The sequence below is a fragment of the Caryophanon tenue genome, from assembly GCF_001700315.1.
GTDB classification, from domain to species: domain Bacteria; phylum Bacillota; class Bacilli; order Bacillales_A; family Planococcaceae; genus Caryophanon; species Caryophanon tenue.
The window spans coordinates 262,753-274,935 of record NZ_MASJ01000003.1 but is presented as its reverse complement, the minus strand read 5'-3'; the positions used below and the strand labels follow the sequence as shown (position 1 = coordinate 274,935).

12 protein-coding genes and 1 other annotated feature are annotated in these 12,183 nt (G+C 40.7%); of the genes, 1 reads left to right on the top strand and 11 read right to left on the bottom strand.

From position 1 onward, the window contains the following. Nucleotides 1–16 precede the first annotated feature (16 nt). From pyrR to A6M13_RS04465, 5 genes are all read right to left on the bottom strand, one after another. Nucleotides 17–559: a bifunctional pyr operon transcriptional regulator/uracil phosphoribosyltransferase PyrR gene (gene pyrR / locus A6M13_RS04485; protein WP_066543261.1), complete on the bottom strand. Its 543-nt coding sequence runs from the start codon at nt 557–559 to the stop codon at nt 17–19. 474 nt (nt 560–1,033) lie between these two features. Continuing rightward, nucleotides 1,034–1,951 (bottom strand): RluA family pseudouridine synthase, encoded by a 918-nt coding sequence (locus tag A6M13_RS04480; RefSeq protein ID WP_066543257.1) that lies wholly within the window; start codon nt 1,949–1,951, stop codon nt 1,034–1,036. Next, nucleotides 1,951–2,424, bottom strand: a complete 474-nt coding sequence (gene lspA / locus A6M13_RS04475; protein WP_141680896.1) for a signal peptidase II — start codon at nt 2,422–2,424, stop codon at nt 1,951–1,953. Before lspA ends, A6M13_RS04480 begins: the two co-directional genes overlap by 1 nt. Before the next feature lie 124 nt (nt 2,425–2,548). Beyond that, nucleotides 2,549–4,117, bottom strand: coding sequence for a sodium/solute symporter (locus tag A6M13_RS04470; RefSeq protein WP_066543256.1), 1,569 nt, complete (start codon nt 4,115–4,117; stop codon nt 2,549–2,551). Next, on the bottom strand, nt 4,092–4,466 hold the full coding sequence (locus A6M13_RS04465; RefSeq protein ID WP_066543254.1) for a hypothetical protein: 375 nt from the start codon (nt 4,464–4,466) through the stop codon (nt 4,092–4,094). Before A6M13_RS04465 ends, A6M13_RS04470 begins: the two co-directional genes overlap by 26 nt. A 216-nt stretch (nt 4,467–4,682) precedes the next feature. On the opposite strand from A6M13_RS04465, the gene A6M13_RS04460 reads away from it, so the two are divergent. Beyond that, complete coding sequence (locus A6M13_RS04460) at nt 4,683–5,888, top strand: helix-turn-helix transcriptional regulator (protein ID WP_083998222.1); 1,206 nt, start codon at nt 4,683–4,685, stop codon at nt 5,886–5,888. A 54-nt stretch (nt 5,889–5,942) separates the two neighbouring features. Here A6M13_RS04460 and ileS read toward each other — a convergent pair whose 3' ends face one another. From ileS to A6M13_RS04430, 6 genes are all read right to left on the bottom strand, one after another. Then, nucleotides 5,943–8,708: an isoleucine--tRNA ligase gene (ileS, locus tag A6M13_RS04455; RefSeq protein WP_066543253.1), complete on the bottom strand. Its 2,766-nt coding sequence runs from the start codon at nt 8,706–8,708 to the stop codon at nt 5,943–5,945. A 68-nt stretch (nt 8,709–8,776) separates the two neighbouring features. Next, nucleotides 8,777–9,000: a binding site (T-box leader), on the bottom strand. A gap of 57 nt (nt 9,001–9,057) precedes the next feature. Beyond that, entirely contained in the window at nt 9,058–9,579 is a 522-nt protein-coding gene (locus A6M13_RS04450; RefSeq protein ID WP_066543252.1) for a DivIVA domain-containing protein, read from the bottom strand. A 92-nt stretch (nt 9,580–9,671) separates the two neighbouring features. Then, entirely contained in the window at nt 9,672–10,457 is a 786-nt protein-coding gene (locus tag A6M13_RS04445) for a YlmH family RNA-binding protein (RefSeq protein WP_066543251.1), read from the bottom strand. A gap of 74 nt (nt 10,458–10,531) precedes the next feature. After that, nucleotides 10,532–10,822: a YggT family protein gene (locus A6M13_RS04440; RefSeq protein WP_066543249.1), complete on the bottom strand. Its 291-nt coding sequence runs from the start codon at nt 10,820–10,822 to the stop codon at nt 10,532–10,534. A 26-nt stretch (nt 10,823–10,848) separates the two neighbouring features. Then, the gene (locus A6M13_RS16650; protein ID WP_066543246.1) at nt 10,849–11,364 is read right to left on the bottom strand and encodes a cell division protein SepF; all 516 of its coding nucleotides are present in this window, start codon (nt 11,362–11,364) and stop codon (nt 10,849–10,851) included. Nucleotides 11,365–11,379: 15 nt separating this feature from the next. After that, nucleotides 11,380–12,054: a YggS family pyridoxal phosphate-dependent enzyme gene (locus A6M13_RS04430; RefSeq protein WP_066543245.1), complete on the bottom strand. Its 675-nt coding sequence runs from the start codon at nt 12,052–12,054 to the stop codon at nt 11,380–11,382. Between the last annotated feature and the right edge of the window lie 129 nt (nt 12,055–12,183).

Here is a 12,183-nt window from a genome sequence, read left to right as displayed (position 1 = left end):
CGTGCCTCACTCTTTGTTAGTCTCTGTGAATCAGTACGACATCTTGCCCGTCTACTTCATCTAGTTTTACAACGATTCGTTCGTGTCCTGCTGTTGGAATATTTTTTCCTACGTAATCTGCGCGAATCGGTAATTCTCGGTGTCCTCTGTCTACTAATACTGCTAATTGAATTTGTGAAGGTCTGCCTAAATCCATAATGGCATCTAACCCTGCGCGTACTGTGCGACCTGTATACAGTACATCATCGATTAAAATGACTTTTTGATTGCTGACATCATGCTCAACATCAACCTGCTGTACTTGCGCTTCCGCATTTTCATATTTCGTTGATAAATCGTCACGGTATAACGTAATGTCTAATTCACCTGTACGAATTGCTTTCCCCTCAATTTGCTCGATGCGTTCTGCTAAGCGTCTTGCTAAGTAAGCTCCGCGTGTTTTAATGCCGACTAAAATTACTTCATCAATACCTTTATTGCGCTCAATAATTTCATGGGCAATGCGCGTAATCGCTCGGCTCATTGAAGGTCCATCTAAAAGCTCAATGACTTGTGACATGTCTGTTCTCCTTCCTCTTGAATAATCCGTACTGTGTTTCAAGGCAAAAGAAAAACCCTCTATCGCTAGAGGGTTGGAAAGTTTGCATGTTGAAATAACGCATCTATACTCGTTTTGCGCACAAAACGGCCTAGTATGCTTCACCAGTACCTTCTCAGCCTCTCTGGACTGCCATTAAAGGTTAATACTATACAATTTTTAAAAGTGTGATTGGTGCAAGTTTCGCTCTCTGTCGAATCGCTTGCTGTTCACTGTTGCTAGTATATGCCTCTTTTTTTATCGTGTCAACTGACGTTTGAAAGGTCGGACAACTAAAAAGAAAAGTCTTTTTTATCAAAATACATCATATTTTCAGATTATATATAAATAAAATACACATTGTAGCATTTCCTTCACATTACAAACAATTTCAAAAACAACTGTAAAAAAAGAGACTACATCGACTTCGTTGTCGATGTAGTCCCTTTTCTTCAATTATGCGTTTTCTAAACGAATTTGTTGTAATAACGCTGCGTAATCTTCTGGGATTGGCGCACTAAACTCTAAATATTCACCTGTTGTCGGATGTTCAAATCCTAATACACCCGCGTGTAATACTTGTCCATCAAAATCAACTGTTTTACGTGGACCATATTTTGGGTCTCCTGCTAATGGGAAGCCAATATAATTCATGTGTACACGGATTTGATGCGTACGACCTGTTTCTAAACGACACTCTACTAATGTAAAGCTACCACCGATACGTTCTAACACACGGAAATGTGTTACAGCATGTTTCCCTTTGTCAACAACAGCTTGCTTTTGACGGTCTTTTTGGTCACGTCCGATTGGCGCATCAATTGTACCCTTTTCATGGGCAATATGACCGTGTACAAGCGCTGTATAGACACGCGTTACCGTTTTGTTTACTAATTGGTTGACCAGTGATTCATGTGCAACGTCATTTTTAGCAACCATTAATAAGCCCGACGTATCTTTATCGATACGGTGAACAATGCCTGGACGCATAATACCGTTAATGCCTGATAAATCTGTGCAGTGATGCATTAAGCCGTTCACCAATGTACCTGTTAAATGACCAGGTGCTGGGTGTACAACCATACCACGTGGCTTATTGACAACTAATACGTCTGCATCTTCATACACGATTTCTAAATCCATTGCCTCTGGAATGACATCAAGTGGCTCTGGCTCTGGTACCGTCACTTCAATTACGTCGCCTGCTTTTACTTTTTGCTTCGCTTTTACGACATTGCCGTTTACTAATACAATACCTTCTGTTGCCCAGTTTCCTACTTGTGTACGTGACCACTCTGGTTGCATCGCGCTTAATGCTTTATCAATACGCTCTCCTGCAAATTCTTCTGTTACTTGAAATGTTTCTACAGTCATTACTTCACCTTTTCTTTCTCGTCTTTATCAAATAAAATGACAAAGAACAATAAAACTACAGAAATTGTTAACGCCGCGTCAGCAATATTAAAGATTGGGAAGTCGTAATCAATCACAGGGATTAATACATCAAAGAAGTCTACTACTTCTCCTCGGAATAAACGGTCAATAAAATTACCGATTGCTCCACCAAGCAATAACATTAAACTCGCTTGCATTAAAGGCTTTCCTTTCGCCTCTTTATGGTAGAAATAAATAACGCCAATAATGACGGCGATTGTTACAATTGTAAAGAACCCTATTTGTCCTTGAAGCATACCCCATGCTGCGCCTCGATTACGATGCGATAATAATGCAAACCATGGGTCCCAAACAATGAGGCGTTCTCCTAGTTCCATATTTTTGACGACTAACCACTTCGTCCATTGGTCAATCAATATTACGAAAAATGCAAGCAAATACATCTTTTTCACAAATTACGCCTCCTACTCATACGTTGACTATTTTAACATAGCCCCTCTCGTAATGCCTACTGTAAAGAAGTGTCATCGATGAAAAAACAACTCTCCGCATAGCGAAGAGTTGCAAATTTGTGTATTATACTGTTTCTGCTTCTTTTGAGTGAACCTTTTCCATAAAGTCATTCACATCTGCTGGTACTTTACGGTCAAGTAATGACACAACAATTACCGATAAGAAGCCAATTGGAACAGTCACAATACCCGGCACTTTAAATGTTAAGAAGTCTGGCACTGTACCTGGTAAGAAAATCATCCACATCGACACGATTAAGCCAACTAGTAAACCGGCAATCGCTCCTTTTTCAGTCATGCGTCTCCACCAAATGCCTAAAATAAATATCGGCGCAAACGTACTTGCTGCGACCGTAAAGGCGAGCGCTACTAGGTGACCAATTGACGCATCCTTTACAAGTAGACCAAGCGCACCGTACACAACCGCTAAAATTAAAATTGCCACTTTACCAGCCATTACGCGCTGCTTTTGTGTCATATCTTTTTTAATAAATGTGCCGTATAAATCATGCGCTAATGCACCTGAACTTGCGATAAATAAGCCCGATAAATTCGAGAACACGGCAGCGAACGCACCAGCAATGACTAAACCAAGCAGCCACTCCCCACCGAGTGCTTGCGCTGTGGACGGAATGACCATGTTGTTACCGCCTGCAACCATATCCGCCATCACTTGGTCACTTGCTTCACCGCTTAAGAAAATCGAACGACCTACTGTCCCTAAATATACAGCAAATAAGAAGAACACGGACGCAATCCCAATTGCCATTAATGCTGATTTACGCGCGGCTTTTGCACTTGGATTTGTGTAGAAGCGCAGTAAAATATGCGGAAGCCCAATTGTTCCTAATGCTAATGCGATTGTAATACTGATTGTATCCCAGAATGATGGGAAATAGAAACCTGTCCCTGTCCATGCTTCCCCATCAAACTCAATATCTTTACCGTCTAATGCGTACGGAGACGTATCTGCAATCGGACCTGTAAATGAGTTAATGCCATCTAGCACTTTGTCATAATGCAGACCACCGTAAATCGCAACACCTGCCATAATCACAAACGCTGCTAGACGAATCCACAGCTCTAATGCTTGGTTAATCGTTGTTCCTTTCATACCTCCAACACCTACGTAAAATACCATTACCGCACATGTGAAAATAATGCCAAATTCATACGATGTACCGAAGAACATACTTAAAATTTGCGCGGCACCTAATAATTGTGGCGCGGCATAGAAGCCTGAAATCGAAAAGACAACAAGTACCGCTACTAAACGAGCGCGCTTACTATGGAAGCGGTAGCCTAAAAAGTCGGCTACTGTGTATGCTCCGAAGCGGCGTAATGGCCCTGCAACAAAAATCGCCAGCAGCGTTAAACCAATTGAGAAACATAATGCATAATACGCACCATCATAACCAAGTTGGAATGTTAAACCGGCAATTCCTAAAAACGTCGCGGCACTTAAATAATCTCCGCCAATTGCCGAACCGTTCGTGAACCACCCAAAGCTACGTCCACCAACGAAAAACTCCGAGGCATTTTCGTTTTTCTTCGTTAAATATGTAATGTAGACGATTGTTCCCATTAGGATAATCGTCAAAATCATTTTAGGAGATAGTAGTGTTTCGAGCATCTTCGTCCGCCTCCTTCACATCTGTTGTCGTAACATATTTCTTTAGGCGACGCTCATATAAATATGTGTGTAAACCACCGATGATAAATGCCATTGCCATACCAATAACTGTCGTTAAAAACCATGTAACTGTCATCCCACCCCAAAACGGCTTAAACGCAATGTCGGGAAAGAACCAGTTTAATACGGGAATTGAAAAAATAAATGCAAAATAAATGGTCGCTAAAATTAAACCTGTCGATAATTCCCCGCGCATGTTCTTTTTAATTTGTGGTTTTAATGGCGGTAAATCCTTCGCATCAATCGTTCCTGCTTCAACATAATCATAGTCTTGATATTCTGCTGCCATGCAAACTCCTCCTTATTGGTAAATTAAGCATTTATCCGTCACATCACATAAAGTACAAAATAATCTACATATTACAGAAAAATATGAACAGAAAGCTTATAGCTAGTGTAATATGTTCTGTATCATAACACCTTACACTTTTTAGCTACAATGATGTAATTTTTCGCTTTTTTATGTACAATATTCTTATATACGAATAATATAGGAGGGTGTTTAATGTTCAATATATACGTTCATTGTCAACAACCCGAATACATGCAACAAATGAAAGAGTGGATTGCGGAACTAGCTTTACCAAATATTACGTTTACGCATTCACTTGATGAAGCAAGTCTCTATATTACACAAATCGACCATCTGTACGATTGGATTACACTGCGACGCATTCAACGCGCGTATCCACAATGTATCATCATCCCCATCGTACCGAGTAAACTTGCATACTCTGCATCCATCGCTGTTGAGTTACAACTTGCTTATTTGCTGATTGAACCGCTTCAAAAACATAAATTTTTACGTGCAGCGCGTAAAATTTATACAACGTTTCAACAGCAAAAGCAGCAGTCGACATTCGACTATGAAGATTTATCGGTAGAAATGCAAGAAGCTGGGTCGCTGTATTACGACACATTATTACGTAGTATCATCCGAAAAGAAATTCAAACGGAGCAGCAATTACTGCAAGCAACCGCACCGATTTCTATGAAGAAATTCCCAAACACTGTGCTCTTTTTACAATGTTTCGCTACCGGAACACCAACACCATTACAACACTGCGAGCATGTCTACACCTTACTGAAAGCAGCTTTTGCGCAAGATGAGTTGCACTGTTTACCATTTGGGAATCGGCTAGTTGTACTCATACACGTCCCAAATCCATATCAATCCTTTCTCGAATGGACGACCGGTATCGACGCGCTAACACAGGTGATTGACACGTTAAAAACGGCTCACATCTATACATATATGGGCATTGGCACAACTGTTGGTAAACCACTGGACTTATACCATTCTTATATTCAAGCGCGTATGGCACGGCGCAAGCCACCCGCAAATTGGATTCATATGCGCTTTGCCGAACAATTACCTAAGCATCCGAGCATTTTACAGGCAGTCGATTATATTGAGAAACATTGCCATGAGCCATTAAATATTTCACAAGTCGCGCGCGTTGTCGGATTTAGCCCTGCTTATTTCGGCAAATTATTTAAGCGAGAAACAGGGCTGAACTTTCCGGAATACACGGCGTATATACGCATTATCCACACGCTTATTCCACTGCGTCGTACAACGCAGACGCTCGAACAAATTTCAGCGGATTATGGCTTTAATACATCAAGCTATTTTAGTGGCATTTTCAAAAAATACGTGACGCTATCACCGAGCGATTATCGCCACACGCGTGAGATTTTCTTTAAATAAAAAAAGCGAGGATACACACGAATTGATCGTGTTGTACCTCGCTTTTATCGTTGCTTATTCTACGTCGCTATAGTGCTCTTCTACAACTGTTGCACAACGTGTACATAATGTTACGTGGCGCTCGTCTTGTCCAACTGTTTCAGAGATTGTCCAGCAGCGCTCACATTTTTCACCGTCAGCTTTTTCAACTGTTAATGCATAGCCCTCAAATGCCATTGCATCTGCTGGTGCGTTTTCTAACGCGCCACCGATGTTGAATTGCGATACGATTGCTAATTGTGCAAAGTTAATGCGTGCATCGTTTAAGAACTCGATTGCTTCGCTTTCACTGTACACTGTTACTTTTGCTTCTAATGATTTACCAATAACTTTTGCGTTACGTGCTGTTTCTAATACTTTTAATACGCTATCACGTACTGCGATGATGTTTGACCATTTCGCATGTAAGTCTGCATAGTTGTCATGTGTTACAGCTTCAGGGAAGTCCGTTAATTGTACCGATACTTCTTCTTGTCCTAAGAACTGCCACATTTCATCTGCTGTATGCGGTAAGATTGGCGCTAATACTTTTACTAACGTCATTAACGTATCATACATCACAGTTTGCATTGCTAAACGGCTTGCGTTGTTTGGCCCTTCGATATAAACAACATCTTTGGCGATATCTAAGTAGAATGATGATAATTCAATTGCTACGAAGTTATTCACTGTTGTGTATACTGTTGAGAAGTCATAACGGTCATACGCGTCACGCACTGTTTGTAATGTTTCTTGTAAGCGCATGTACATGTATTGGTCCATTTCGTGCATATCTGCATACGCTACACGGTCTGCTTCTGTAAAGTCAGATACGTTACCATGTAAGAAACGTAATGTATTACGGATTTTACGGTACACTTCCGCTACTTGCTTTAACATATCCATCGAGATACGCACATCCGCTGTGTAATCTACTGATGCTACCCATAAACGTAAAATGTCTGCACCGTATTGGTCCATTACCTTTTGTGGAATGATAACATTACCAAGTGATTTTGACATTTTGCGTCCATCACCGTCTAATACGAAACCATGTGTTAATAAGCCTTTATATGGTGCGTACCCATTAATCGCAACCGATGTGATTAATGATGAGTTAAACCAACCGCGGTGTTGGTCAGAACCTTCTAAGTAAAGGTCTGCTGGGTATTGCATGCCACGTTCTGCTAATACGCCTTGGTGTGAAGAACCAGAGTCGAACCATACGTCCATAATGTCATTTTCTTTTGTGAATTCGCCATTCGGGCTACCTTCATGCGTGAAGCCTGCTGGTAATAATTCTTTTGCTTCTTTTTGGAACCAAATGTTTGAACCGTGCTCACGGAATAAGCTTGATACGTGTGCAATAGTTTCTGGTGTGATGATTGGCTCACCGTTTTCAGCATAGAAAATCGGAATCGGTACACCCCATGCACGTTGACGAGAGATTACCCAGTCGCCACGGTCACGAATCATGTTGTATAAACGCGTCTCACCCCATGCTGGTGTGAACGTTGTTGATGTGACAGCTTGTAATAATTCATCGCGGAACATATCCACTGATGCAAACCATTGTGGCGTTGCACGGAAGATTACCGGCTTTTTCGTACGCCAGTCATGTGGATATGAGTGTGAGAATTTAGATACTTTTAATAATGCGCCCGCTTCTGTTAACTTATCGATAACGATTGGGTTTGCTTTTTCATAGAATAATCCTTCAAAGCCAGGTGCTTCATCTGTATAACAACCGCGGTTATCCACTGGTGATAATACGTCTAAGCCGTATAATTTACCAACGTTATAGTCGTCTTCACCGTGACCAGGTGCTGTATGTACACAGCCTGTACCTGCTTCAGTCGTTACGTGGTCGCCCACCATTACTAAAGAATCACGCTTGTAAAGAGGGTGCTCTGCTACTAAACGATCTAGCGCTTCCCCTTTAACCGTTTGGATTGTTTCAACATCTTCCCAGCCTAATTCTGTTGCTACTGTTTCAAGTAATGCTTGTGCAACGATGTATTTTGCATCGCCAACTGCTACTACTGCATAGTCAATTTCAGGGTTTACTGAAATCCCTAAGTTTGCTGGAATCGTCCAAGGTGTTGTCGTCCAGATAATGAATTTTGCATCTGCTGGTACGACACCGTTCGCTTCTTTTAAGTCAAATGCTACGTAAATTGAGAATGATTCCACATCTTGATACTCAATTTCTGCTTCTGCTAATGCTGATTCAGAAGATGGTGACCAATATACTGGCTTTAATCCTTTATAGATATATCCTTTTTCAGCCATTTTACCGAACACTTCGATTTGTCGTGCTTCGAATTCTGGTTTTAATGTGATATATGGGTTGTCCCAATCACCGCGTACACCTAAGCGTTGGAATTGACCGCTTTGGTTTGCTACTTGCTCATACGCATATTGCTCACAAAGCTCGCGGAACTGTGCAACCGACATTTCTTTACGGTTCACACCTTTATTTGTTAATGCTTGCTCGATTGGTAAACCGTGTGTGTCCCAACCTGGTACATAGTTTACGTGGAAGCCTGTCATTGATTTATGACGGTTAATCATATCTTTTAACACTTTATTTAATGCGTGACCGATATGGATATCACCATTTGCGTACGGAGGGCCATCATGTAACATAAATGTTGGACGGTTTGCTGTGCGCTCCATCACCAATTTGTTAATATCTAATTCTGCCCATTTTTGTTGTGTTTTCGGTTCGTTTGCCGGTAAGTTACCGCGCATTGGGAACGGTGTATCCGGCATACGTAATGTTTTTTTATACTCTACCATTGTGTTTTCCTCCTTCAGTTGTGTTGGCATTATTGCACGAAAATAAAAAAAGCCCCTCATCCCCTATAAAAAGGGACGAGAAGCGATTGCTCGTGGTACCACCCTAATTTGCATAGCGCAAAAGCTATACCTCTTAGACGCAAATAACGCTGCGTGAAACGAAATTATTTACTACAATTTCAATAATTTAGCTCAGGAGTGATATTCGTTATTGCTGCATTGATTAGGCTTTCACTATCCCTAACTCGCTTCACTTGCACACAATAAGTACTGTCTCCGTCGATGCTTATATAAGTATTTCGCTTTTCAGTATAAAGAATTCATCCATTATACGTCAAGCGATATTCTATTATTCGTTCGGCTTTTCCTCTAGAATGTCAACATTCATCACTTCTGCTACGTCCGCATTTAAGTCTAAATGTTGCTCCCATTCACCTTGCTTTAACATTTCTAATTGTGTTTCCACTAAAATTTGCAAACGACGACGGAACACAATCGATTGTTTCTTTAAATCGTCCATATCCGCTGTTGCTTTTCGTGCTTTTTGTAGCGCATCGCTCACAATACGGTCTGCATTTTTTTCGGCTTCTTTCACAATAAGCTTCGCTTCGTTATGCGCTGAGCTACGTGTTTCTTCAGCTGTTTCTTGCGCTAACAAGATGGCTGACTGCAATGTCTCTTCCATCTTTTCATAGTTTTGAATCGTCGCTTCTGCTTTCTTTAAGCGCTCTTCTAACTCTAATTTTTCTTTAATTAAAATTTCATAATCTTTAATGACCTGATCAAGAAAATCATTGACTTCATCTTCACTATATCCACGAAACGCTTTCGTAAATTCTTTGTTATGTATATCAAGAGGCGATAATGGCATATGTGTCTCTCCTTTACAACTTCATACTACGTACATTATACCCTTACTTACACGTTTTTACATAATACTTTTACATAATTGCTGTAAAAGTATTATGCCTTCAATTCAAGTCGTCCCACAATTAGTCGAATTTTATCCTTTTTGGTACGCCCTTCTGTCGCAATGACTTTCGCACGTCCATAGCCACGCACCGATAAAATATCGCCTTCTTGTAATTCAAATGCAACCTGCTCACGCACTGTCCAGTTCACTTTCACTTTGCCACCATTAATAAGTGCCTGTGATTTTTGACGTGAAATATTAAAAATCGTCGCCATAACAACATCTAGACGCATCGACGCAACCGTATGTGACTGCTCAATCCACGCTTCCGTCATTTGAATAAGTGGCTCCGTTGTTAGTTCTTCTACATGCACTTTCACTTTACCAATACCGGTTAAATGTAAACGTACATAATCTGCCACCTCCGAAGCTACCGCAAATTGCACATGCCCATCTTCAATTCGAATATCGCCGAATTTCGAACGCTCTAAACCAATCGATAAAAGTGCTCCTAATACATCTGGATGCTTCAACGTCACGAATTTCGTTGGATACTGTAAGGAAAAAATCGTAATTTGAAAATCCTCTGCCTGTAGCTCGTAATACGACGGATACAGCATCATACGTTGGCGTTCTGCTTCCACAAAACAACCGTCTAACGCTAATTGAATATCATCATTTTGTCGAATGACCGCTTCAACAATAAATTGTTGGCGTGGGTCTAAAAAATCCGTTAATTTCGGTGTGTACCGGTCTTCAATTTCTCGTTGCCATCCTAATACTTGCTCGATAAATGGCTGTTCGTCTTGTCGAAAATGCTGAATTAAATGCTCCATTTGTTCCATCCCTCTCCGTATACATAAAAAGCTGTGCAAAAGCGAAAAGCTTCCAGCACAGCTAGTTTATGCGTTTATATTAATGCAACTAAAATATATTGCGCTACAATCAATACACCACGTTGAATAAAGTTTAACAAGAAAATCGCAACGATTGGTGAAATATCAATCATACCAATCGGTGGAATAAATTTGCGGAAAATGCCTAAATACGGCTCGACAATTTTAGCTAAAAATTGACCGACTGCGGATTCCTGTAAAGACGGAATCCAGCTCATTAAAATATAGGCAATAATCGCGAATGAATAAATCGTAAATAAAATATTTATTAACGATAAAATGCTAGACGCTAACGATACTGTCATATGGACCCTCACTCATAAATGTATTTTTAAAAATCTTCATTGGCTAGCATTGCTGAAATTTCACCTGAAACTTCAACATCTGCTGGTGTGCATAAATAAATATCTGCCCCTACGCGCTGAATATCGCCAGCAATGGCATATACTGTGCCACTTAAAAAATCGATAATACGCTTCTTTTGCTCGTGCTCAACACGATGCAAATTCACAATGACAGAGCGACGGCTTTTTAGCTCATCTGCAATATCTTTTACCTCGGCATAAACACGCGGTTCTACAAGCGTTACTTTTGATGTTTTTGCCTGTACAGCTGCTTGTAAATTCACTAAATTATTTTGTTGTGATACTTCATTCACGATACGTGGTGCCTCCTTTTTAACAGGTCGTGGAACAGCTTGAATCGGTGTAACCTGCTGTTCTACTGACCGCGCTGCTTGAATCTTTGGCGCAGCCTTACGCTCTGGTTGTTCTTGAACTACATCGTCATCATCTTCTTCAATATCGTTATAGTCAAGAATATTTTTCAGTTTATTGATGAAGCTCATGCTCATCCCTCACTTTCATTCGCCAACAAGTGCTGTACCAATGCGAATAAACGTTGCTCCTTCTTCAATAGCAATTGCAAAATCACCTGACATGCCCATTGAAAGTTCGCGACAAGGGGCGTACGGTAATTCAAGCGCACAAATTTGCTGTTGCACTTCTTTTAACCCGCTAAATGTGCGACGAATGACTGCCTCGTCCTCCACATCAGGTGCCATTGTCATTAAACCGACTACTTCAATGCGGTCATATGCTGCCAACGTCTTTACAAAAGCAATTGCGTCTGCTGGTGTTAAGCCATGTTTTGACTCTTCCCCCGATACATTTACTTGAACAAAACATTTTACCGTTTTCTCAGCACGTTTTTGAATTTCTTCTACTAAACTCATACGGTCTAACGAATGTAAATAATCAATTGTTTGAATAACTTGTTTGACTTTACGTGTTTGTAACGAGCCAATATAATGCCACACGACAGGTGCTGTAATATGCTCCTGTTTGTGCAGTAAGCCCTCTGGACGGTTTTCACCGACATGTAGAATGCCTGTATCAATCGCTTCTTGCGTACGTTCAACTGATACGGATTTTGTTACAGCGATACAAGTAACTTCCGTTGCTGAACGTCCCGCTTTTTGGCACGCGTCTTCTATTTGTTGTGTAATCGTTGCTAAATTTTGTTTAATCGTTGTCACAATACTTCCCAACTTTACATTTTTCTTTTATTGTAACAAGCTACGTCCGAATTATCAACGAATTGAGGGTAGCTGTATTACATCGGTCTTACATGACGAAGCACAGCGTTCGCCCTGCTCGTTCACGCT

What these genes read in the sequence shown, in the direction of transcription:
- A6M13_RS16650 (WP_066543246.1), bottom strand. Translation starts at nt 11,364, where the DNA reads ATGAGCTTCATCAATAAACTGAAAAATATTCTTGACTATAACGATATT.
- A6M13_RS04440 (WP_066543249.1), bottom strand. Translation starts at nt 10,822, where the DNA reads ATGACAGTATCGTTAGCGTCTAGCATTTTATCGTTAATAAATATTTTA.
- A6M13_RS04445 (WP_066543251.1), bottom strand. Translation starts at nt 10,457, where the DNA reads ATGGAGCATTTAATTCAGCATTTTCGACAAGACGAACAGCCATTTATC.
- ileS (WP_066543253.1), bottom strand. Translation starts at nt 8,708, where the DNA reads ATGGTAGAGTATAAAAAAACATTACGTATGCCGGATACACCGTTCCCA.
- A6M13_RS04465 (WP_066543254.1), bottom strand. Translation starts at nt 4,466, where the DNA reads ATGGCAGCAGAATATCAAGACTATGATTATGTTGAAGCAGGAACGATT.
- A6M13_RS04460 (WP_083998222.1), top strand. Translation starts at nt 4,683, where the DNA reads ATGTTCAATATATACGTTCATTGTCAACAACCCGAATACATGCAACAA.
- pyrR (WP_066543261.1), bottom strand. Translation starts at nt 559, where the DNA reads ATGTCACAAGTCATTGAGCTTTTAGATGGACCTTCAATGAGCCGAGCG.
- A6M13_RS04450 (WP_066543252.1), bottom strand. Translation starts at nt 9,579, where the DNA reads ATGCCATTATCGCCTCTTGATATACATAACAAAGAATTTACGAAAGCG.
- A6M13_RS04470 (WP_066543256.1), bottom strand. Translation starts at nt 4,117, where the DNA reads ATGCTCGAAACACTACTATCTCCTAAAATGATTTTGACGATTATCCTA.
- A6M13_RS04480 (WP_066543257.1), bottom strand. Translation starts at nt 1,951, where the DNA reads ATGACTGTAGAAACATTTCAAGTAACAGAAGAATTTGCAGGAGAGCGT.